The sequence below is a fragment of the Streptomyces chengmaiensis genome (assembly GCF_029846775.1).
In the GTDB taxonomy this organism is placed as follows: Bacteria; Actinomycetota; Actinomycetes; order Streptomycetales; family Streptomycetaceae; genus Streptomyces; species Streptomyces chengmaiensis.
Map to the genome: position 1 here is coordinate 158,447 of NZ_JARWBG010000008.1, position 22,114 is coordinate 180,560.

The following is a 22,114-nucleotide window of genomic DNA, read 5'->3' on the forward strand; positions in this document are numbered from 1 at the left end:
TAGCCCTGTTTCACGAAGAATTCGGCATTCTGGGGGGCTTCTGCCGAGTTAGGGGCGCGCGACGTCGAACAAGCGTGTACGTTGCCGGGTCAGGAGGCAGGGGCAGACAGGACGCAGGGCAGGAGGGCCGGGGGGCCAGGCCGGGTCCGGCGGGGATGGGGGTTTCTCTCTATGGGCGTGCGGCTCATGGTGGTCGACGATCACCGTCTGCTCGCCGAGGCGCTCGCCTCGGCCCTGAAGCTGCGCGGGCACCGCGTGCTCGCGGCGGCCGCACCCGCCGCCGGAGCGGCCGAGTTGGTGGTGAGCCGCTCACCCGAAGTGTGTCTGCTGGGCACCGCCACGCCCGCGGAGCCCGGCGCCTTTGATCCGATCGTACGGATCAAGAGGGAGCGCCCCCAGGTCGCGGTCGTGGTCCTCGGACCGGTGCCCAGCCCCCGGGGGATCGCCGCGGCCTTCGCCGCCGGGGCCTCCGGGTATGTCCGCCATGACGAACGCATCGAGGGCGTCGAGCGCGCCATGGTCAAGGCACGGGCCGGTGAGGCGGTGGTCGCCCCGCAACTGCTCCAGGGGGCCTTCGCCGAACTGCTCAACCCGGCCGCCCAGCCCGACGACGAGGGGCAGCGGCTGCTGCGGATGCTGACCCCGCGCGAGGTCGAGGTGCTGGTCAGGGTCGCAGAGGGCGAGGACACCCGGCTGATCGCGGCGGGCATGGGCATCGCGCCCAGCACCGCCCGCACCCATGTGCAGCGGGTGCTGATGAAGCTGGGCGTCGGCTCGCGGCTGGAGGCCGCGGCGCTCGCCGCCCGCACCGGCCTGCTGGACCGCGCACCTGCCGCCGCGCCCTCCCCAGCGCCGGCAGGCCGGGAGCCTGGCTCCCCCGCTGAGCCTGCGCCTTGAGCCTGCGTCTTGAGCCTGCGTCTTGAGCCTGCGTCTTGGGCATGCGTCCACGTGACTCCTTGTGTTCGACTGTCCGGGGACGACGCAGACGTGCGGACAAGGGGCTTCCACGGTGAAGAAGACGTCTACCAGGCTCGCCGGCGGCCGCGAACTGCTGTACTACGACTCCGCGGACGGCGCCGTACGCGACCGGCGCGACCGCCGGCGGCTCGACCCAAGGCCACCGCGGCCCCCACCACGGCCGTCCGCCTCGATCCCCTGCTCGGCGACGCCGTCGCCATCGCCTCCCACCGGCAGGACCGCACCTGCCATCCGCCCGCGGACGAGTGCCCCCTGTGCCCGTCCCGCGACGGCCGCCTCACCGAGATACCCGCCCCGGACTACGAGGTCGTCGTCTTCGAAAACCGCTTCCCCTCCCTGAGCAGGGACGCGGGCCGCTGCGAGGTCGTCTGCTTCACCCCCGACCACGACGCCTCCTTCGCCTCCCTCACCGAGGAACGCGCGGGCCTCGTGCTCGCCGCATGGACCGACCGCACGGCGGAACTCGCCGCCCTCCCGCACGTCGAGCAGGTCTTCTGCTTCGAGAACCGGGGTGCGGAGATCGGGGTGACGCTCGGCCACCCCCACGGCCAGATCTACCTCTGATCTTGCGCAGTGCTCCGTTCTTTAGGGCGGAGGTGATGCGCATCCTTGGCCCGGAGGCGCGAAGCGCCGGAGTTCTCTGCGCCTCCGGAGCGGCGGTCAGACGGGCCGTTTGTCGCCGCCTGGCACCAGGCCCCCGTCGCCGGTCCGGACGGCGGCGCCGCGAACAGGGAGGCGGGGAACAGGGAGGCGGGGAACAGGGAGGCGGCAAACGAGGAGGCGGCAAACAAGGAGGCCGTGGACAGACGGGAGTTCGGACTCCATCTCGAGCTTTTCACCGTCCGCCGCGCTTCCGGCAAGCTGAAGTTCCTCGCGGGTTCCGAATCCGGTATGAGCGTGTTCATCAATGACGTGCCGCCCGAGACCGCGGCCCATCGACTGCGAGAGGTAGCGAGCAAGTGAGCAAGAAGTACCTGGTCACCGGTGGCGCGGGCTATGTCGGCAGCGTGGTGGCGCAGCACCTGCTGGAAGCCGGGCACACGGTGACCGTCCTCGACGACCTCTCCACCGGCTTCCGCGAGGGCGTCCCGGACGGGGCCCGGTTCGTCGAGGGCCGTGTCCAGGACGCGGCCCGGCACCTCGACCCCTCCTATGACGGGGTGCTGCACTTCGCCGCCTTCTCGCAGGTCGGGGAGTCCGTCGCCAAGCCCGGGAAGTACTGGGCGAACAACGTCGGCGGGACGATGGAACTGCTGGCGGCCATGCGGTCGGCGGGGGTGCGGACCCTGGTCTTCTCCTCCACCGCGGCGACCTACGGAGAGCCCGTCTCGACGCCGATCGCCGAGACCGACCCCACCGCGCCCACCAGCCCCTACGGCGCGTCCAAGCTCGCCGTCGACCATATGATCGGCGGGGAGGCGGCGGCCCACGGGCTGGCCGCGGTCTCCCTGCGGTACTTCAACGTGGCGGGTGCGTACGGCGGCTGCGGCGAGCGCCACGACCCGGAGTCGCACCTCATCCCGCTCGTCCTCCAGGTCGCCCTCGGCAGGCGAGAGGCGATCTCGGTGTACGGGAACGACTACCCGACCCCCGACGGCACCTGCGTCCGCGACTACATCCATGTCGCCGACCTCGCCGAAGCGCATCTGCTGGCACTCGACGCCGCCGCGCCCGGCGAGCACCTGATCTGCAACCTCGGCAACGGCAACGGCTTTTCGGTGCGGGAGGTCGTCGAGACCGTCCGCAAGGTCACCGGGCATCCCGTCCCCGAGGTCACCGCCGCCCGCCGGCCGGGCGACCCGGCCGTCCTCGTCGCCTCCGCCGCCCTCGCCCAGCAGCGGCTCGGCTGGCGGCCCAGCCGTGCGGACCTGGCCGGGATCGTCTCCGACGCCTGGGACTTCGCCCGCCGGATCGCCCGCGAGGGGGACGACGTCTGATGGAGGAGGGGGTGTGGGCGGCGATCCGGTCCGGCCATTCTCGGAGTGATCGATTCCGGCCTGGCGGATTGTCGATCTCTGTCGTCTTCCGCCTCCCCGTGAACACCAGGCACACGGAAAACACCCTGGCCAGTCAGTTCTGCAAAGACCCTTCCCGTGTGGGCCCTCGTCCGTACGCTGATGCTCAGCACCGGTGGGGGCCGGTGTCGATCAGGGGGCGAGACAGCCGGGTACGAGGCCCGGGGCGGGGTATCAGCAACAGCACGGCGGATGCCGAGCGAGCGCTGTGCCACCCCATGACCCGGGCGTCGTACCCGAGTTGTTCCATCCTCCGACACTGGGGGTGTCTGTGGTTCGTATCCGTGTGCTGGTGGTGGACGACCACCGCATCTTCGCCGAGTCGCTCGCGGCGGCTCTCGCGGCGGAGCCCGATGTCGACGTGGCGGCCGCGGGCAGCGGCCCGGCGGCGATGCGCTGTCTGGAGCGGGCGGCCGCGGAGGGGCGCAGGTTTGACGTCCTGCTCGTCGACGCCGATCTGGGCGCGCTGACCGCCCCGGGGGCCGGGCCGGGCGGCGGGCAGGGGGCCGCCCGCACGGCGCAGGGCGCACGGGGGAGCGTCCAGGGGGTCCCCAGCGTGCCGGGCGCGCGTACGGCTTCCGCCGCGCACTCTGCCCCGCACTCTCCTCCCCCGCCGGAGAACGGCACGGCGGGCGCGAAAGCCCTGGAGGGGGCCGTCGACGGCATCTCCCTGGTCGCGGGCGTCCGCTCGGGCCAGGGCGGGGTGCGTGCCGTGGTGCTCGCGGAGAAGGACGACCCGCGGCGTGCCGCCCTCGCACTCCAGGCCGGCGCCTCCGGCTGGGTCGCCAAGGACTGCTCGCTGCAGCGGCTCCTCGCCGTGATCCGCGGGGTGTTGCGTGATGAGACCTATGTCGCGCCGGCGCTGCTCACCGGCGTTCTGCGTGAGCTGACCGCGGCGCGCAAGCACCGCACGGAGAGTGAACGGCTCGTGGAGTCGCTCACGCCGCGCGAGCGGGAGGTGCTGCGTTGCATGGTCGCGGGACTGGGGCGCAAGGCCGTCGCCGAGCGCCTTTTCCTTTCGCCTCATACCGTCCGTACGCATATGCAGAACGTGCTGGGGAAGCTCGGTGTGCACTCCACGCTCGCGGCGGTCGCGCTGGCGCGCAGGGCGGGGGTCGGCCCCGCCGACCTAGCCGGGGATGTTGTCGAACGGGGCGGTCAGCTGGCGTAGCAGATCCGCCAGTTCCCCGCGCTGGGCATGCGACAGCTGGGCCAGGATCGCCCGCTCCTGGGCGAGCAGGCCGGCCAGCGCCTGATCTGCGCGGTCCCGGCCCTCGGGGGTGAGGCGGACCAGCACCCCGCGCCGGTCACTGGGGTCCGGCAGCCGCTCCACCAGGCCCTTCTTGGCCAGCCTGTCGATGCGGTTGGTCATCGTGCCCGAGGTCACCAGGGTCTGGGTGAGCAGTTGGCCGGGGGACAGCTGATAGGGGGCGCCTGCCCGCCGCAGCGAGGTGAGCACATCGAACTCCCAGGGCTCGAGCTGGTGCTCGGAGAAGGCGAGACGGCGGGCCCGGTCGAGATGGCGGGCCAGCCTGGAGACGCGGCTGAGCACCTCGAGCGGTTCCACGTCGAGGTCGGGGCGCTCACGGCGCCATGCTGCGACCAGTCGATCGACCTCGTCCTCCATATCGATCAGTGTAGAGGGTCTGTCGACATGAAGTCTCTTGAAGTCAAGATATATTCCAGTCTCGGCATGGGCATGGTCGGGCCGGAACCTTATTCCGCTTCGGCAGGCCCGTTCCTGCAAGGGGGCTCGAACATGCATTCCGTCCCGATCTGGGATCCCTATCAGTACCTTCGCCACGCCGGTCATCGGACCCGGCCGTTCCTGGATCTCCTTGCCCGGGTAGGAGAACTGCCCGACCAGGGCAAGCCGGCACGTATAGCCGATGTCGGCTGCGGCCCCGGCAACGTCACCGCGCTGCTCGCCGAACGCTGGCCCGCCGCGCACATCACCGGCTTCGACCTGTCGCCGGAAATGCTCGCACTGGCCGACAAGGAGCAGGCGGGCACCACGGCCGGCGGCGGCTGGATGGACTTCAGGCCCGCCGACGCCGCCCACTGGAGACCAGACGAGCCCTATGACCTGATCATTTCCAACGCCGCACTGCAGTGGGTGCCGAACCACCCCGAATCCTTCTCCGACTGGATCGACGGGCTCACCCCCGGCGGCACGCTCGCCTTCCAGGTGCCGGGCAACTTCACCTCGCCCAGCCATGCGCTGCTCGGCGAGCTCTGCGAGGCCCCGCAGTGGCGGGCCCGCCTCAGCGGCCACGGGCGGCGCTATGTCCACATCCTGGAGCCGGCGGAGTATCTGATGCGGCTGGCCGACCTGGGCTGTGAGACGGACGTGTGGGAGACCACATACCTCCAGCTCCTCACCGGTGAGGACCCGGTGCTGGACTGGGTCAAGGGCACCGCCCTGCGGCCCGTGCTCACCGAACTGGCCGACGACCCGGCGGCGGAGGCGGAATTCCTCGCGCAGTACCGCGATCTGCTCCGCAAGGCGTATCCGCCGGGCCCGCACGGCACGGTGTTCCCCTTCCGCCGTGTTTTCGCGATCGCGCGGAAGGCGGCCTGATTGGCCGGCTTAGCCGCCGCGGCCATATCCGCCGCCGAGGCCGGCGGCCCCGCAGCCGGTGAGGACATAAGAGGCGCCCCGCCGCCCATACGAGCGCGGCGGGGCGCCGGTGGTCTGGCGCCGGTGGTCTTTCGTCACCAGGGGCACCCGCGGGCCCGCGCTTTCGGGGGCTCTGCCCCCGGACCCCCGGTCCTCAATCGCCGGGCGGGCTGAAAAATCCAGCCCGCCCGGCGATTGAGGACGAAGTGCCTCATCCAGTCTTGCCTGGGGGTACCTCCGTGGTGGTACCCCTGGTGGCACCTCCGTGGGGGCACCCCCGGACGAAGTCTGGGGGAGGAGTCTGGGGGAGGTAGCTGGGGGAGATTGAGGCGCGGGGGCCGGGGGCGGAGACCCCGGATTCAGTTCTTGCGGTGGCCTATCAGACGCGGCTTCTGCTCCAGGCCGTCCAGGCCGTGCCACGCCAGATTCACCAGGTGCGCCGCCACCTCCGCCTTCCTCGGACGGCGGACGTCCAGCCACCACTGACCCGTCAGGGCCACCATGCCCACCAGCGCCTGGGCGTACAGCGGGGCCAGCTTGGGGTCAAATCCCCTGGCCTTGAACTCCAGGCCCAGGATGTCCTCGACCTGCGTGGCGATATCGCTGATCAGCGAGGCGAACGTGCCCGTCGACTGGGCGACCGGCGAGTCGCGGACCAGGATGCGGAAGCCGTCGGTGTACGTCTCGATGTAGTCCAGCAGCGCGAACGCCGCCTGCTCCAGCAGCTCCCGCGGATGCCCGGCCGTCAGCGCCCCCGTCACCATGTCCAGCAGCTGGCGCATCTCCCGGTCCACCACGACCGCGTACAGCCCCTCCTTGCCGCCGAAGTGCTCATACACCACCGGTTTGGAGACGCCCGCCTTCGCGGCGATCTCCTCCACCGACGTGCCCTCGAAGCCCTTCTCCGCAAAGAGCGTGCGGCCGATGTCCAGCAGCTGCTCACGGCGCTCCGCGCCCGTCATCCGGACCCTGCGCCCCCGCCGGGGCTTCTCGCTGCTGGTACTGCCGTCGATCGCCACGTCCTCCATCATGCCGCGTCGGCGGCCTCGCTCCTGCCCCGGGCTTGCCCGGCGGGGGCCTCGACGCGTCGCGAGTCGATCCGTGAGGCGTCGGGCCAGCGCACGTCGTACGCCCAGCCGAACTTCTCGAACCAGCGGATCAGCCGGGCGCTGGAGTCCACCTGGCCCCTCAGCACCCCGTGCCGGGCGCTGGTCGGGTCCGCGTGGTGCAGGTTGTGCCAGGACTCGCCGCACGACAGCACCGCAAGCCACCACACGTTGCCCGAGCGGTCCCGCGACTTGAACGGACGCTTGCCGACCGCATGGCAGATCGAATTGATCGACCAGGTCACATGGTGCAGCAGCGCCACCCGCACCAGCGACCCCCAGAAGAACGCCGTGAACGCGCCCCACCACGACATCGTGACCAGACCGCCGACCAGCGGCGGGATCGCCAGGGACAGCACCGTCCAGAAGACGAAGTCACGCGAGATCCGCCGGATCGCCGGGTCCTTGATCAGGTCCGGTGCGTACTTCTGCTGCGGCGTCTGCTCCTCGTCGAACATCCAGCCGATGTGCGCCCACCACAGCCCCTTCAGCAGCGCCGGCACCGTCTCGCCGAACCGCCACGGGGAGTGCGGGTCGCCCTCCGCGTCCGAGAACTTGTGGTGCTTGCGGTGATCGGCCACCCACCTCACCAGCGGGCCCTCCACCGCCAGCGACCCCGCGATCGCCAGAACGATCCGCAGCGGCCGCTTCGCCTTGAAGGAGCCATGGGTGAAATAGCGGTGGAAGCCGATCGTGATGCCGTGGCAGCCGATGAAGTACATCGCCGTCAGCAGGCCCAGATCCAGCCAGCTCACCCCCCAGCCCCAGGCCAGCGGCACCGCCGCGACCAGGGCCAGAAAGGGCACGGTGATGAAGAGCAGCAGAGCGATCTGCTCGATGGAGCGTTTGCTGTCCCCACCCAGGGTGGCGGTGGGGAGGGGTGTGCCGCCGCTCGGTGGCGCGGCGGCGGCCGACGGAGGCTTCGAGGCGTCGTCCAGCAGCTCGGGACTTGTCGTCATGAAGAATCCCCTGTGGGGTGCGAACGGGCGGGGGACGGGGCGCAAGACACCCGAGAGACATACGGGTGTCCTGGCTACGGTTCCGTAACCTACGCCGTCGTAAGTATGTCAGCGCGCAGGACGCGGGCAAGAGACCTGTGGATAACGTCGGGGAAATGGACACCTATCCTGGGTGACGTCGGACAGCGCGGTCCGCAAGCCTCCAGTACCCCTCCAGACGTGCTAGAACACTGCAAGGAGCCGCACCTGTGAGCAGTGCCGACCAGACCTCCGCCGCCTCCGAGACCCCCGCTGTCGACGCCGGACTGCGCGCCGACATCCGCCGACTGGGCGACCTGCTGGGCGAGACACTCGTCCGCCAGGAAGGGCACGAGCTGCTCGAGCTCGTGGAACGGGTCCGCCATCTGACCCGGGAGGACGGCGAAGCAGCCGCAGCGCTGCTGGGCGACACCGGCCTGGAGACCGCCGCCAAGCTGGTGCGCGCCTTCTCCACCTACTTCCACCTCGCCAACGTCACCGAGCAGGTGCACCGCGGCCATGAAATGCGCCGCCGCCGCGCCGCCGAGGGCGGACTCCTCGCCCGCACAGCGGACCGGCTCAAGGACGCCGACCCCGACCATCTGCGGGAGACCGTCAAGCATCTGAACGTACGACCCGTCTTCACGGCCCACCCCACCGAGGCCGCCCGCCGCTCCGTCCTCAACAAGCTCCGGCGCATCGCCGAGCTGCTGGAGGAGCCGACCAACGCCGCCGACCGCCGCCGCCACGATCTGCGGCTGGCCGAGAACATCGACCTGATCTGGCAGACCGACGAGCTGCGCGTGGTCCGCCCGGAGCCCGCGGACGAGGCCCGCAACGCCATCTACTACCTGGACGAGCTGCACGCGGGCGCCGTGGGCGACGTCCTGGAGGACCTCGCCGCCGAGCTGGAGCGCGTCGGCGTCGAGCTGCCGCCCGGCACCCGCCCGCTCACCTTCGGCACCTGGATCGGCGGCGACCGCGACGGCAACCCCAACGTCACCCCCCAGGTGACCTGGGACGTGCTGATCCTCCAGCACGAGCACGGCATCACCGACGCCATCGAGATGACCGACGAGCTGCGCGGGCTGCTGTCCAACTCCATCCGCTACGCCGGGGCCACCGAGGAGCTGCTCAGCTCGCTGCAGAGCGACCTGGAGCGGCTCCCCGAGATCAGCCCCCGCTACAAGCGGCTCAACGCCGAGGAGCCGTACCGGCTGAAGGCCACCTGCGTCCGGCAGAAGCTCGTCAACACCCGCGAGCGGCTCGCCAGGGGCACCGTCCACGAGCCTGGCCGCGACTACCTGGGCACCGCCGAGCTGCTGCACGACCTCACCCTGATCCAGACGTCGCTGCGCGAGCACCGCGGCGGGCTGCTCGCCGACGGCCGGCTGGACCGCACCATCCGCACCCTCGCGGCCTTCGGCCTCCAGCTGGCCACCATGGACGTCCGCGAGCACGCCGACGCCCACCACCACGCGCTGGGGCAGCTCTTCGACCGGCTCGGCGAGGAGTCCTGGCGATACGCGGACATGCCGCGCGAGTACCGGCAGAGGCTGCTCGCCAAGGAGCTCCGCTCGCGCCGCCCGCTGGCCCCCACCCCCGCGCCGCTGGACGCCGCAGGCGCCAAGACCCTCGGCGTCTTCCACACCGTCAAGGAGGCCTTCGAGCGGTTCGGCCCGGAGGTCATCGAGTCGTACATCATCTCCATGTGCCAGGGCGCGGACGACGTCTTCGCCGCCGCCGTGCTGGCCCGCGAGGCCGGGCTGATCGATCTGCACGCCGGCTGGGCGAAGATCGGCATCGTGCCGCTGCTGGAGACCACCGACGAGCTGCGCGCCGCGGACGTCATCCTCGACGGGATGCTCGCCGACCCCTCCTACCGGAGGCTCGTCTCCCTGCGCGGCGATGTGCAGGAGGTCATGCTCGGCTACTCCGACTCCTCCAAGTTCGGCGGCATCACCACCAGCCAGTGGGAGATCCACCGGGCCCAGCGCCGGCTGCGGGACGTCGCCCACCGGTACGGTGTGCGGCTGCGGCTCTTCCACGGCCGCGGCGGCACCGTCGGCCGCGGCGGCGGCCCCACGCACGACGCGATCCTCGCGCAGCCCTGGGGCACGCTGGAGGGCGAGATCAAGGTGACCGAGCAGGGCGAGGTCATCTCCGACAAGTATCTGATCCCCTCCCTGGCCAGGGAGAACCTGGAGCTGACCGTCGCCGCCACCCTCCAGGCGTCCGCGCTGCACACCGCGCCGCGCCAGTCAGACGAGGCGCTCGCCCGCTGGGACGCGGCCATGGACACCGCCTCGGACGCCGCCCACGCCGCATACCGGCGGCTGGTCGAGGACCCGGACCTGCCCGCGTACTTCTTCGCCTCCACCCCGGTCGACCAGCTCGCCGAGCTGCACCTGGGCTCGCGGCCCTCGCGCCGCCCGGACAGCGGGGCGGGCCTGGACGGGCTGCGGGCCATCCCGTGGGTGTTCGGCTGGACGCAGTCCCGGCAGATCGTGCCCGGCTGGTTCGGCGTCGGGTCGGGGCTGAAGGCCCTGCGGGAGGCGGGACTCGACGGGGTGCTCGGAGAGATGCACGAGCAGTGGCACTTCTTCCGCAACTTCCTGGCGAACGTCGAGATGACGCTCGCCAAGACCGATCTGCGGATCGCCCGCCACTACGTCGACACGCTGGTGCCCGACAACCTCAAGCACGTCTTCGACACCATCGAGGCCGAGCACTCCCTCACCGTCAGCGAGGTGCTGAAGGTGACGGGCGGCGAGAAGCTGCTGGACACCAACCCGGTCCTCCAGCAGACCTTCGCCATCCGCGACGCCTACCTCGACCCGATCTCCTACCTCCAGGTCTCGCTGCTGCACCGCCAGCGCAGCGCCGCCGAGCGGGGCGAGGAGCCCGACCCCCTGCTGTCGCGGGCACTGCTGCTGACGGTCAACGGCGTCGCGGCGGGCCTGCGCAACACCGGCTGACGCCGCCGGGGACATGGGGGCGCCCCCGTGCCGTACTCCTACGGCACGGGGGCGCCCCTTTTCGCTTGTCGTCCCGGAGGGTCAGCCCTGTGCGGCCTTGCGGCGGCGCAGCACCAGGAAGCCGCCGCCCGCGACGAGGGCCGCAGCCACGGCGGACAGGGCGAGAAGCGGAGTGCCGGCGCCGGTCTCCGCCAGGTTGCCGTCACTGCTGCCGCCCTCCTCGGCGGGCATGGAGGCGGCGGGGGAGGCGGTCTCGGACGGGGTGGCCGACGGCGTCTCGGAGGCGGTCTCCGACGGCGTGGCGGACGGCGTCTCGTCGGGCGTCTCGCTGGGGGTCTCGCTCGGCGAGGGCTCGGTGGTCTGCGTCTCGTCGTCGCCCGGGGTGTCGTCCTCGCACCTGGTCTTGAAGACCTTGTGCTTGGCCTTGCCCTTCTCGCCCTCCCAGTTCCAGAACAGCTTGTACTGTCCGTCGGGGAGGTTCATGTCGTCGGTCCGGCCGTGGCCCGCCTCGTCGAGCGTCAGCTCGCCGGACAGCACGACCTCGCCCTTCTCACCGCCGTTGGCGGCCCAGGACTTGATCTTCCAGTCGACCTTCTGGGCCGCGTCAAAGCCGAACGCGTCCAGGTAGAACTCGCACACCTTGGGCTCGTTCTTGCGGAGTTCCTCGCCGGTCTCGGCGTTGTGGATCTTGACGGTGCCGTTGTCGCCGTTGGTGGCGTAGGCAGGTGAGGCGAACAGCAGAGCCGCGGCCGTGGGGACGGCAGCGGCAACGGCCCAACGGGTCCGGAAAGTGGGCATGAGGGATACCTCTGTGGCAGGTGGATATGCGTGTGCCGTGGGAGGTGGCGGCTCAGCATCCAGCCACCGCGTGTTTCCGGTCAAGGGGCAAAAGTCATCTGATGTGTGCCATGCCCCGGTTCGGGGAGCGGATCGCCGGTAACGATTGGGTCCGGAGAGCGGGCCGGAGGGTGAGTTGGGGGAGTGAGGGGCGGATCAGAGCGCGAAGAACGTGCCCACGAGCAGCACCCCGCCCACGGCCCCCGCCGCCCATGCCGTACGCGTCATCCGCAGGCCGCCGCCGATGACCAGTGCGGCCAGCACCAGCGCCCCCGCGAGCGGCAGCCAGGCGTGCAGCGTACCGGCGGGGCCCGTGCGGACCGCCTCGGCCGTGCCCGGCTTCAACACCACGGACAGCACCGCTCCCTTGTCCACGGCCACCGACTTCTCGATGGTGACCCTGTCCCGGGGCGTCGCCGGGTCGTCCGGGGCGTACCGGCCCGTGCAGACGTCCGTGGAGCAGCCGGTGACGGTGAGCGTGCCGTGCTCGCGGCCCTTGGACAGGATCACATGCTGTGCCGTGCTCCACGACGACCAGAAGCCGGCTGCCAGCAGCAGCGCGGCGACCAAACCCATCGCCGCCCGCTGGGCGTACAGGAGCGCATCATTCCGTTTCGAGGCACGTGCACGCTTCATGGGGCGCGATCCTTGGACACCCGACCGCGTTGGGTCAAACTCCGCCGACGGCTTGACCGGAGTTGTCACCAGTTGTACGCGTCGCCGGTCACGAGTTGTATGCGCTCTGCGCCCGCTCCAGCCCCTCCGACACCAGAGACTCCACCCCGTCGGCCGCGCGGTCCACGAAGTAGTCCAACTCCTTGCGCTCCGCCGACGAGAAGTCCTTCAGCACAAAGTCCGCCACCTGCATACGCCCCGGCGGACGGCCGATCCCGAACCGCAGCCGGTGGTAGTCGGGCCCCATCGCCTTCGTCAACGACTTCAGACCGTTGTGGCCGTTGTCGCCGCCGCCCAGCTTCAGCCGCAGCGTGCCGTAGTCGATGTCCAACTCGTCGTGGACGGCCACGATGTTCGCCGTCGGCAGCTTGTAGAAGTCCCGCAGCGCCGTGACCGGTCCGCCGGACAGATTCATGTACGACATGGGCTTGGCAAGGACCACCCGACGGCTCGCGGGGCCGGGAGCGCCGATCCGGCCCTCCAGCACCTGAGCCTGTGCCTTCTGCGCCCGCTTGAAGGAGCCGCCGATGCGCTCGGCGAGCAGGTCGACGACCATGAAGCCCACATTGTGGCGGTTGCCCGCATAGCCGGGACCCGGATTGCCGAGCCCCACGATCAGCCACGGGGCGGCTGCGTCCGTCGTCATCTGCCTCTCACATCTCCTCAGGTCGCAAAGGGAACGGGGTGGTGGGCCGCAGCCCGCCACCCCGTCAAGCAGAGCGTACGGCTCAGGCCTCGGCGGCCTCTTCGCCCTCGCCCTCGCCCGCGGCCGGCTCCTCGGCCTGCGCGGCCAGGACCTGCAGGACCACCGCGTCCTCCTCGACGGCCAGGCTCACGCCGTTCGGCAGCGTGATGTCCTTGGCGAGGACGGAGGCGCCGGCCTCCAGACCCTCGACGGAGACGGAGACCGACTCGGGGATGTGGGTGGCCTCGGCGTCGACCGGCAGCGCGTTCAGCACGTGCTCCAGCAGGTTGCCGCCCGGGGCCAGCTCGCCCTCGGCGTGGACCGGGACCTCGACCGTGACCTTCTCGCCGCGCTTGACCAGCAGCAGGTCGACGTGCTCCAGGAAGCCCTTCAGCGGGTCGCGCTGCACGTCCTTCGGGATCGCCAGCTCCTGCTTGCCCTCGATGTCCAGGCTGATCAGGACGTTCGGGGTCTTCAGAGCCATCATCAGGGCGTGGCCTTCGAGCTTGATGTGCAGCGGCTGGGAGCCGTGGCCGTACAGCACGCCGGGAACCTTGTCCTCGCGGCGGACACGGCGGGCAGCGCCCTTGCCGAACTCGGTACGGAGCTGGGCGGTGAGCTTCACCTCGGACATAAGCACTCCTCGTATACAGAGACTGGTGGCGGTCACCCGGCCACGACTGGCCTGCTACGAAGAGCGCGTCGATAACGGACCGCCGCACCGATCAGGATGCGGCCTCCCTCGCCGAGCAACCTCGCCAGTCTACCCGCGCCCCGAACGGCACCCAAAGTCGATCAACGGGCCGCCTCTGCCCGGGCGCCCTGCCGGCCCCGGGACGCCGCCCGGCCAGAGGCCCGCACCGCGGGCGGAGGCGCTGCCCGGCGGACGCACCGCGGGCGGACACGTTACGGGCCGCGGCAGCCCGAAACGGCGAAGGGCCGTCCCAGGCGCACCCGCCCGAAACGGCCCTTCTCGCTCTGCCTGCTCTGTCAGTTCTGTCAGACGCAGAAGGCGATCAGACGCGGACGGCGATCACGCCTGCTCCTCGAAGAGGCTGGTCACCGAGCCGTCCTCGAACACCTCGCGCACCGCGCGGGCGATCGTCGGAGCGATCGACAGGACGGTGATCTTGTCCAGCTCCAGCTCGCCCGGCGTCGGCAGGGTGTTCGTCAGCACGAACTCGCTGACCTTGGAGTTCTTCAACCGGTCAGCGGCCGGCCCGGACAGGATGCCGTGCGTCGCCGTCACGATCACGTCCTCCGCGCCGTGTGCGAACAGCGCCTCCGCCGCGGCGCAGATCGTGCCACCCGTGTCGATCATGTCGTCGACCAGCACACACACCCGGCCCTCGACCTCACCGACGACCTCGTGCACCGTCACCTGGTTGGCCACGTCCTTGTCACGGCGCTTGTGCACGATCGCCAGCGGGGCGTCCAGCCGGTCGCACCAGCGGTCCGCCACCCGGACGCGGCCCGCGTCCGGCGAGACCACCGTCAGCTTGTCCCGGTCGACCTTCGCGCCCACGTAGTCGGCGAGCACCGGAAGCGCGGACAGGTGGTCCACCGGGCCGTCGAAGAAGCCCTGGATCTGGTCCGTGTGCAGATCCACCGTGAGGATCCGGTCCGCACCCGAGCACTTCAGCAGATCCGCGACGAGCCGCGCCGAGATCGGCTCACGGCCGCGGTGCTTCTTGTCCTGACGGGCGTAGCCGTAGGAAGGGATGATCACGGTGATGCTCCGCGCGGAGGCCCGCTTCAGAGCATCGATCATGATCAGCTGCTCCATGATCCACTTATTGATGGGCGCCGTGTGGCTCTGCATCAGGAAGCAGTCCGCACCACGCGCGGACTCCTGGAACCGGACGTAGATCTCGCCGTTGGCGAAGTCGAAGGCCTTGGTCGGCACGAGGCCGACGCCCAGCTGGTGCGCAACCTCCTCGGCCAGCTCGGGGTGGGCGCGGCCGGAGAAGAGCATCAACTTCTTCTCGCCGGTCGTCTTGATCCCGGTCACAGCACTGTCTCCTCAGACGTGATCCCTGGCCGCGAGAGTCCTCGGCGCGAGCCAGCCGAAATAGTGTGCACGTATCACGGTACGCCGAGATCGGCGCACCTGTTTCCGGTCAGTTCCCGTCGCTGACCCGTTCCGTTGCCGCGGCCGCCGCCTCGGCGGCAGCGCTGCCCGGCCGCTTACGGGCCACCCAGCCCTCGATATTCCGCTGCTGGCCACGGGCGACGGCCAGCGACCCCGGCGGCACATCCTTTGTGATCACGGAACCCGCGGCGGTGTACGCCCCGTCCCCGACCGTGACAGGGGCCACAAACATGTTGTCCGAACCGGTACGGCAGTGCGAACCGATCGTCGTGTGGTGCTTGGCCTGACCGTCGTAATTCACAAAGACGCTGGCCGCACCGATATTCGAGTATTCGCCGATCGTCGCGTCGCCCACATACGACAGATGCGGCACCTTCGTGCCCTCGCCGATCGACGCGTTCTTCATCTCGACATAGGCGCCCGCCTTTGAGCGCACACCCAGCCGGGTGCCCGGCCGCAGATACGCGAACGGACCCACCAAGGCCCCCTCGCCGATCACCGCGCCGTCCGACACCGTGTTGTCCACGCGTGCACCCGCACCCACCGAGGTGTCCTTCAGCCGAGTGTTCGGCCCCACCTCGGCGCCCTCCGCCAGATGCGTGGACCCCAGCAACTGCGTCCCCGGGTGCACCACCGCGTCCTGCTCGAACGTCACCGTGACATCGAGCTGCACCGACGCCGGGTCCACCACCGTGACCCCCGCCAGCATCGCCTCGTGCAGAAGCCGCTCATTGAACAGCCGGCGTGCCTCCGCGAGCTGCACGCGGTTGTTGATCCCCAGGATCTCCCGGTGGTCGCCCGCCAGGGACGCCCCCACCCGGTGCCCGGCCTCGCGAAGAATCCCCAGCACATCGGTGAGGTACTCCTCACCCTGGCTGTTGTCCGTGCTCACCTTCCCCAGCGCGTCCGCCAGCAGCCGCCCGTCGAACGCGAACACCCCGGAATTGATCTCCCGGACCGCCCGCTGCTCCTCGGTCGCGTCCTTGTGCTCCACGATCGCGGTCACCGCGCCGGTCGCGGGGTCGCGCACGATGCGCCCGTACCCCGTGGCGTCCGGCACCTCGGCAGTCAGCACGGTCACGGCGTTTCCGTCACAGGCGTGCGCCTCGGCGAGCGCGCCCAGCGTCGCGCCGGACAGCAGCGGGGTGTCGCCGCACACGACCACGACGGTCCCCTCGGGCGTCCGCCCCAGCTCCTCGAGCGCCATCCGCACGGCGTGACCCGTGCCGTTCTGCTCGGCCTGGAAGGCGGTTCCGGTTCCGGCGTAGTGCTCGGCGAGATGCCCCTGGACCTGCTCGCGCGCATGCCCGACGACCACGACGAGCTCCTCGGGCTCCAGCTCGCGCGCCGCGGACACCACATGCCCGACGAGCGAACGCCCGCAGATCTGGTGCAGGACCTTGGGAGTCCTGGACTTCATGCGGGTGCCCTCACCCGCTGCGAGTACGACGACGGCGGCCGGGCGGTTGGCGCTCACGGGAATGCCCTTCGGCTTCGGGTGATGGACATCCGAAGGATACCGGGGGGTTTGATCCGGGAAATGCGGACGGGTCCCGAAGGGGAGGGGGGACTGGCTCCGACGAGAGGGCTCCGCCGGCTGGATTCGAACCAGCACTACAAGGCTTCAAAGGCCTGCGGGCTACCGTTACCCCACGGCGGATCACTCGTCAGACCATACCGGAGGCGTTGCCCGCTTTGGTCCCGTGGGCTGCTTCGACTATCCCGCACCACCATCCCTCGATGCGACGGTAGAGGTCGGTACAGCCAAGCACGCGGACGACCAGGCAACCCCGGTAGGCCGGTCCCGTGTTCTGTCGGACGGTCTTGGGGTTGTGCCTCTTCAGCGTCGTCTTCGAGAGTTCGGATACGTCGATGCCCACGAGGTCCGCCCAGTACTTCTCGGCGGCTGCTACGTCCGCAGACTCGTGGATCATGACACGGAAGCGCAGCCTCTCGGGCTCCACCTCAAGCAGGGTCAGCCATCTGAGGTAGACGTGGATCATGTCAGGATCGCTGTTGATGAAGACCACGCTCTCGTCCAAGCGGTGGGGCTTGCTCTTCGATCCCTCGGACCAGTACAGCCCGACCCCGAGTAGAAGGAGCTCCCTGTCCGACAGTCGGCCGATCGCCTCGCGCGCCGATTCCTTCGTCGCCTGGCGCTCCGCGTCGCGGACCGCCCGCTCGTGTTCCCACCGTTTGCGTGCCGCCAGCTTGGCCTGTTCCGAGGGGCCTCGGCGCGGCGGCTTCGGCAGGTCCCGCACCCACAGTGAGATCGAACTCTTCGAGCAGCCCAGCTCCAGCTGGATCTGGTCGTAGGTCATCCCCTTGAGTCTTAAGTCCCGTGCCTTGTCCCGCAGGTCGTCCTTCGCGTTAGGGCGCTTCGTCCACTCCGGTGGAGGCTCTCCCTTCAGCAGTCGGTTCAGGATGTCGTTGTTGTCGATGTGCAGTCGGTCGCGGATCTGGCGGCGGCTGAGGCCCTCGCGGCGCAGGGTGATCGCCTGGGCGCGCAGGCCTTCGAAGTCGGCGTATTTGCCGTGGCTGGATGTCATGGGTAGATCGTCGTCCGGAATGCGGACGTCCGGCTCGAAGATCAGAGCGATTCATTAGATCGAGGGTTCAACGTCTGTTCCGTATGTGATCTCCCTCGCACTGTGCTGACCGCCTCCCCGGAGCTGCCCGGAAAAGCATTCGCGGCCGCCCGTAGGCTGGGAGCCATGACCACAACGGGGGCACACCAGGAGGCTGCGGGCACGCCCGACCGGGCCTGGCTGTGGTGGGGGCGTCGGCGGTCCGTCGCCCTGGATGTGGGGCTGGGGGCGCTCTCAGCTCTGGAATGCGGGCTCGAAGGGGTGGGGTTCGCCGAGAAGGCGGCGCTGCCGGTGCCGTTCGGCGTGCTGTTCGGACTGCTCGTCGGGGCCGTGCTGGTCGTACGGCGGCGGTGGCCGATCGCCGTGGTGCTGGTGTCGATCGCGACCACCCCGGCGGAGATCGGTTTTCTGCTGGGCGTCGTCGGTCTCTACACGCTGGCGGCCTCCGAGGTGCCCCGGCGGATCATCGCGCTGCTGGCGGGCACGCAGCTCGCGGCGACCTTCATCGTCACGTTCGTGGACGTCCGCCAGGGCGTGGACACGGCGGAGTTTGACCCGGGTCCCTGGTATGTGCCGCTCATGGCCGTGCTGGTGTCGCTGGGGCTGACCGCGCCTCCTGTGCTGTTCGGCCTCTACATCGGGGCGCGGCGGCGGTTGATGGAGAGCCTGCGGGAGCGGGCGGACAGCCTGGAGCAGGAACTGTCGCTGCTGGCGGACCGGGCCGAGGAGCGTGCGCAGTGGGCCCGTCAGGAGGAGCGCACCCGGATCGCGCGTGAGATGCACGACGTCGTCGCCCACCGAGTGAGCCTGATGGTGGTGCATGCGGCCGCGCTGCAGGCGGTGGCGCTGAAGGATCCGCAGAAGGCGGTGAAGAACGCCGCGCTGGTGGGGGACATGGGACGGCAGGCGCTGACCGAGTTGCGGGAGATGCTGGGGGTGTTGCGGTCCGGGGAGGATGTTCTTGCGGCCCGGCCGGGCGGTGCGGCCGCGAGTGCTGCGGTCGCGAGTGCTGCGGTCGCCGCGGAGGCTCCCGCGCCGCTGGCGGCGGTGGGCGCGGCTGCTGCTGCGGCCGCTGCCGCGGCGGCTGCGGACGACGGGCCGTGCCTGGCGGACATCGAGGTCCTGGTCGGTCAGTCCCGGCAGACGGGGCTGGTGGTGGAGCTCTCCGTGCACGGGGAGGCGCGGGGGTATGCGCCGGAGGTGGAGCAGACCGCGTTCCGGGTGGTGCAGGAGGCGTTGACCAATGTCCACAAGCATGCGGCGGGTGCGCGGGTGACGGTCCGGTTGGCGCACCGGGACGCGGAGGTGGCCATGCAGGTGGAGAACGGCGCGCCGGACGTGTCCGGCGGGGCGGCGGACGCGGGGCTGCCGAGCGGCGGCAACGGCCTGGTCGGCATGCGGGAGCGGGTCACCGCGCTGGGCGGTGTGTTCGTGTCGGGGCCGACGGATGCGGGTGGTTTCCGGGTGTCGGCGGTGCTGCCGGCGGTGGGAGTGGGTGAGGGCGCGGCCTGACGGCCGCCCTCCGGCCTGCCGCCGGGGTCGTGCAGGTGTGCCGGACGGCGTGCCGGGGCCGGCCGTGCGTGCAGGGAGCGCTGTGCTGTGCCGCACCCCGCGGTGTCCCGCTGTGCCGCACCCCGCGGTGTCCCGCTGTGCCGCACCCCGCGGTGTCCCGCTGTGCCGCACCCCGCGGTGTCCCGCTGTGCTGCACCCCGCGGTGTCCCGCTGGGGCGCGCCGCGCTGTGTCCCGCTGCGTCGCGCCCCTGCGTCGCGCTGGGCCGCGTCGCCCTGTGCCGCGGCTTACGGCGAGGTGAGGCGCGTGGGGAGCAGCCCGGTCACGATGGTGGACAGGGCCTGGTCCAGTGTGGGGCCGAGGTACCAGTCGCCGGTGTGGTCGATGGTGTAGACGCGGCCGACCGTGTCGATGGCCAGGATGCCCGTGTGGCTGCCTTCCTCGCCGAGCGGCGCGAGTTCGGTGCCGAGCGCGCGGCCGAGGTCGGAGAGCGTACGGGCCATGTGGAGGCCGGCGAGGGGGTCGAAGCGTACGGAGCTGGGGGCGGTCTGGCGGCCTGGTCCCGGTGGGACGACGCGCAGTCCGCCGAACTCCGCCCACGCTTCGACGGCCGCGGGGAACACGCAGTGCCGGTGCCCGGCGGGGGAGGCGTGGGCGCGCAGGGCGTCGGCCCAGTGTTCGGCGAGCTTGATGTCCCAGCGGCCGGGCTGCCAGCCGGCCTGGCGCAGGGCGGCGTCGACGGCCACCGGGAAGCGGGTGGTGCTCAGATTGGGGTGGTCGGGCATGGGGTCGGGTTCAGCCGTTCTCGGGAAGGGCGGCGGCCGGGTCTACGGGGCGTACGCCGAAGTGGTCGAGGAGCGCCGCGCAGGAGCGGCAGGGTGCGGCGTAGCTGCCGTGGAGCGGGTCGCCGTCCTCCCGGATGCGGCGTGCGGTGAGTTTCGCGTGTTTGAGCGAGCGCCGTGCCTCTCCTTGGGTAAGGGGTTTCCGCTGAGCGCGTTTGGAGCGCTGGGTCTCCGCCGAGGCCAGATGCCGGGAGAGCAGGATGGCTTCGGGGCAGCGGCCCGTGAAGCGTTCGCGCTGTCCGCTGGTGAGGGTGTCGAGGTAGTCCTGCACGAGCGGGTGGAGTGCGGGCGGTTCGTCGCCCTTGCCCGCGGTGCAGGTCAGGGTCCGGCCGCGGACGGACAGGGCTGCGGCGACCGTGGGGAGGATGCCGTCCCGCCGGTGGTGGAGTGCGGGCGGTATGCCGGTGTCGGTGCTGCTCCAGCTGAGACGCGGATCACCTGAAGTGTCTTGTTGCGCTGTGTGCATGGTGCCTCGTCCCCTCCGCACTCCCCCGAGTTGCCTAGACAGCCTGCCAAATGGGGCGGCTGGTGTGGAAGCGGGGTCGGTTATACGTGTCGGCGGGCGTGTTGAGGGGGTGCGTTCGCATTCCGCTGTGCGGCCGGTGCGGGCGTCCGGCTGTGACTGCCGGTGACGGGAGCGGCGGGCCGGGAGCGGCCGTCGCCGTACCGCTTAGGCTGTGGCGGAACCAGCCAGACGCAGCAGGGGGCTACCGCCATGACGACAGGTCGGCTCGGGCGCCGGGCCGCGCCGCCGAACGCGGCCTATGCCGGGCAGCTTGTGCACTTCCCGGACCCGGTCCGGGCCTCCCGCCACCCCAGAGGTGTGCGCGTGGACGAACAGGGCTACCCGGATTTCTCGCCGTACGCGCGCGCCGCCGCGGAGATCGCGGAGCCGCCCGAGGGCTTCGGCGTGGACGAGTTGCGGCTCACGGACTACGTGTCGGCGAACGCGGCGCTGCACGCGGCAGGGCACGAGCTGTGGGACATGGTCGCGCCGGTGGCGACGCCGCACGGCTGGACGTGGCATCACGTGCCGGGCACGCGCCGCCTCGAACTGGTTCCGGTCGAGGTGAAGGCGCTGCTGCGGCATCACGGCGGACTGGCCACGGCGGCTGTGGACAAGGGCAAGCGCGGGACGCGTCCGCTGCAGGAGACCCGGCCCGCTCATTTCGCCCTTCCGAAGCGGGCGCTGCCGGTGAGCGAGCAGCAACTGCTGGGCGTGGAGGAGGATCTGGGGTACCGGCTGCCTGGTGCGTACCGTTCCTTCCTGAAGGCGGCGGGCGGTTGCGCGCCGTCCGGGGTGGCGCTGGACGCGGAGTTGGGGCTGCTGGTCGACCAGCCGTTCTTCACGGTGCGGGACGAGGCCGCCGTCAACGACCTGGTGTACGTCAACAAGTGTCTGCGGGACCATCTGACGAAGGACTTTCTGGGCGTCGGCTTCGTCCAGGGCGGGCTGATCGCCGTGAAGGTGAAGGGCTCGGGGACGGGGTCGGTGTGGTTCTGCGCGTACGACGATGCGCGTGACCAGGACGGCTGGACGGTGCAAGAGCGTGTGGAGCGGCTGTTGCTGCCCTGCGGCGATGACTTCGACGGCTTTCTGCAGCGGCTGGCGGGCAGCCCGCCGGAGCTTCAGACGGTGGCGAACCTGATGGTGGACGGCGGCTTCGCGCGCGCCGTCCCGGTCTCGGACGAGGGGTGACGGTCCGATGGTGACGTTCGCGCAGGCGCAGGAGCGCGCCGAAGAGTGGATCAACGGCGATGTGCCCGCATACCAGCACCGGGAGGTGCGGGTGCGGGAGTTCGAGCTGGGTTTCGTGGTGTGGGCGGAGGACCGTGAGGGCGGCCCCGTCTCGGACGGCGGCCGGCAGCGGTTGGTGATCGCGCGGGACGGCGGGGAGGCCACGCTGTGGCCCGGGCTGCCGGTGGGCGAGGTCATCCGCCGGTACGAGGAGGAGTACGGGGCGGCGGAGGCGGCTGCGGCCGCTCCGGAGCCGCCGCAGCGGATCGATCTGAACCAGACGTCGTTCCTGCTGAGCCCGCCGGAGTGGCTGCAGGACGCGGCGGACAGGATGGGCATCCCGGACGGGGGTTCGAGTTCCGCGCCGTCCGGCGCGGACGCGGGGCCTGCCGGCGGCCCGGCCGGAGCAGGCCCCGCGGCTGCGGCTCCGGGCGCCGCTGCGCCGTCCCGCGTGCGGGACGCGCACGAGGGCG

The 22,114-nt window shown here is 70.8% G+C and carries 19 protein-coding genes, 1 tRNA gene and 2 pseudogenes; 9 read left to right on the forward strand and 13 right to left on the reverse strand.

Going from position 1 to position 22,114, the window contains the following annotated elements:
• The first annotated feature begins 171 nt into the window (after positions 1-171).
• The 4 genes and pseudogenes from QCN29_RS10140 (at position 172) to QCN29_RS10155 (ending at position 4,164) form a co-directional block, all read left to right on the forward strand.
• Entirely contained in the window at positions 172-897 is a 726-nt protein-coding gene (locus QCN29_RS10140; protein ID WP_279927442.1) for a helix-turn-helix transcriptional regulator, read from the forward strand.
• A gap of 112 nt (positions 898-1,009) precedes the next feature.
• A pseudogene (locus QCN29_RS37070) lies at positions 1,010-1,941 on the forward strand (galactose-1-phosphate uridylyltransferase).
• Positions 1,938-2,915 (forward strand): UDP-glucose 4-epimerase GalE, encoded by a 978-nt coding sequence (gene galE, locus QCN29_RS10150; protein WP_240140118.1) that lies wholly within the window; start codon positions 1,938-1,940, stop codon positions 2,913-2,915. The pseudogene QCN29_RS37070 and the gene galE overlap by 4 nt, the downstream one beginning before the upstream one ends.
• 349 nt (positions 2,916-3,264) lie before the next feature.
• Complete coding sequence (locus QCN29_RS10155; RefSeq protein ID WP_279927444.1) at positions 3,265-4,164, forward strand: response regulator transcription factor; 900 nt, start codon at positions 3,265-3,267, stop codon at positions 4,162-4,164.
• Here the strand turns inward: QCN29_RS10155 and QCN29_RS10160 are convergent.
• Positions 4,123-4,620 (reverse strand): MarR family winged helix-turn-helix transcriptional regulator, encoded by a 498-nt coding sequence (locus QCN29_RS10160; protein ID WP_240140115.1) that lies wholly within the window; start codon positions 4,618-4,620, stop codon positions 4,123-4,125. The two genes, QCN29_RS10155 and QCN29_RS10160, sit on opposite strands and share 42 nt — an antisense overlap.
• 132 nt (positions 4,621-4,752) lie before the next feature.
• On the opposite strand from QCN29_RS10160, the gene QCN29_RS10165 reads away from it, so the two are divergent.
• Positions 4,753-5,574: a trans-aconitate 2-methyltransferase gene (locus QCN29_RS10165; protein ID WP_279927445.1), complete on the forward strand. Its 822-nt coding sequence runs from the start codon at positions 4,753-4,755 to the stop codon at positions 5,572-5,574.
• A 398-nt stretch (positions 5,575-5,972) separates the two neighbouring features.
• On the opposite strand, the gene QCN29_RS10170 is transcribed toward QCN29_RS10165, so the two are convergent.
• Positions 5,973-6,644: a TetR/AcrR family transcriptional regulator gene (locus QCN29_RS10170; RefSeq protein WP_240140113.1), complete on the reverse strand. Its 672-nt coding sequence runs from the start codon at positions 6,642-6,644 to the stop codon at positions 5,973-5,975.
• Positions 6,641-7,678: an acyl-CoA desaturase gene (locus QCN29_RS10175; RefSeq protein ID WP_279927447.1), complete on the reverse strand. Its 1,038-nt coding sequence runs from the start codon at positions 7,676-7,678 to the stop codon at positions 6,641-6,643. The genes QCN29_RS10170 and QCN29_RS10175 overlap by 4 nt, the downstream gene beginning before the upstream one ends.
• A 248-nt stretch (positions 7,679-7,926) precedes the next feature.
• Between QCN29_RS10175 and ppc the strand changes: the two genes are divergently transcribed.
• Positions 7,927-10,674: a phosphoenolpyruvate carboxylase gene (gene ppc / locus QCN29_RS10180; protein ID WP_279927448.1), complete on the forward strand. Its 2,748-nt coding sequence runs from the start codon at positions 7,927-7,929 to the stop codon at positions 10,672-10,674.
• 81 nt (positions 10,675-10,755) lie between these two features.
• On the opposite strand, the gene QCN29_RS10185 is transcribed toward ppc, so the two are convergent.
• The 8 genes from QCN29_RS10185 to QCN29_RS10220 all read right to left on the reverse strand — a co-directional run bounded on the left by QCN29_RS10185 (position 10,756) and on the right by QCN29_RS10220 (position 17,512).
• Positions 10,756-11,472: an LPXTG cell wall anchor domain-containing protein gene (locus QCN29_RS10185; protein WP_279927449.1), complete on the reverse strand. Its 717-nt coding sequence runs from the start codon at positions 11,470-11,472 to the stop codon at positions 10,756-10,758.
• A gap of 195 nt (positions 11,473-11,667) precedes the next feature.
• Entirely contained in the window at positions 11,668-12,147 is a 480-nt protein-coding gene (locus QCN29_RS10190) for a hypothetical protein (protein WP_279927450.1), read from the reverse strand.
• A gap of 88 nt (positions 12,148-12,235) precedes the next feature.
• Positions 12,236-12,832: an aminoacyl-tRNA hydrolase gene (gene pth, locus QCN29_RS10195; protein ID WP_240140184.1), complete on the reverse strand. Its 597-nt coding sequence runs from the start codon at positions 12,830-12,832 to the stop codon at positions 12,236-12,238.
• Positions 12,833-12,914: 82 nt separating this feature from the next.
• Positions 12,915-13,505: a 50S ribosomal protein L25/general stress protein Ctc gene (locus tag QCN29_RS10200; protein ID WP_279927451.1), complete on the reverse strand. Its 591-nt coding sequence runs from the start codon at positions 13,503-13,505 to the stop codon at positions 12,915-12,917.
• 399 nt (positions 13,506-13,904) lie between these two features.
• Positions 13,905-14,882: a ribose-phosphate diphosphokinase gene (locus QCN29_RS10205; protein WP_279927452.1), complete on the reverse strand. Its 978-nt coding sequence runs from the start codon at positions 14,880-14,882 to the stop codon at positions 13,905-13,907.
• 109 nt (positions 14,883-14,991) lie between these two features.
• Positions 14,992-16,440 (reverse strand): bifunctional UDP-N-acetylglucosamine diphosphorylase/glucosamine-1-phosphate N-acetyltransferase GlmU, encoded by a 1,449-nt coding sequence (gene glmU / locus QCN29_RS10210; protein WP_279927453.1) that lies wholly within the window; start codon positions 16,438-16,440, stop codon positions 14,992-14,994.
• A gap of 111 nt (positions 16,441-16,551) precedes the next feature.
• Positions 16,552-16,623: transfer RNA gene (locus QCN29_RS10215), tRNA-Gln, on the reverse strand.
• Between the two features lie 7 nt (positions 16,624-16,630).
• Positions 16,631-17,512 (reverse strand): hypothetical protein, encoded by an 882-nt coding sequence (locus QCN29_RS10220; protein WP_279927454.1) that lies wholly within the window; start codon positions 17,510-17,512, stop codon positions 16,631-16,633.
• 165 nt (positions 17,513-17,677) lie between these two features.
• Here QCN29_RS10220 and QCN29_RS10225 point away from each other — a divergent pair, with 165 nt between their 5' ends.
• Positions 17,678-19,063 (forward strand): sensor histidine kinase, encoded by a 1,386-nt coding sequence (locus QCN29_RS10225; protein WP_279927456.1) that lies wholly within the window; start codon positions 17,678-17,680, stop codon positions 19,061-19,063.
• 285 nt (positions 19,064-19,348) lie between these two features.
• Here QCN29_RS10225 and QCN29_RS10230 read toward each other — a convergent pair whose 3' ends face one another.
• Positions 19,349-19,846, reverse strand: a complete 498-nt coding sequence (locus tag QCN29_RS10230; RefSeq protein WP_279927457.1) for an SUKH-3 domain-containing protein — start codon at positions 19,844-19,846, stop codon at positions 19,349-19,351.
• Positions 19,847-19,856: 10 nt separating this feature from the next.
• Positions 19,857-20,369 (reverse strand): YwqJ-related putative deaminase, encoded by a 513-nt coding sequence (locus QCN29_RS10235; RefSeq protein ID WP_240140177.1) that lies wholly within the window; start codon positions 20,367-20,369, stop codon positions 19,857-19,859.
• Between the two features lie 249 nt (positions 20,370-20,618).
• On the opposite strand from QCN29_RS10235, the gene QCN29_RS10240 reads away from it, so the two are divergent.
• Positions 20,619-21,602, forward strand: a complete 984-nt coding sequence (locus tag QCN29_RS10240) for an SMI1/KNR4 family protein (RefSeq protein ID WP_279927458.1) — start codon at positions 20,619-20,621, stop codon at positions 21,600-21,602.
• 7 nt (positions 21,603-21,609) lie between these two features.
• Positions 21,610-22,114, forward strand: a pseudogene (locus tag QCN29_RS10245) (SUKH-4 family immunity protein); the annotation flags it as partial.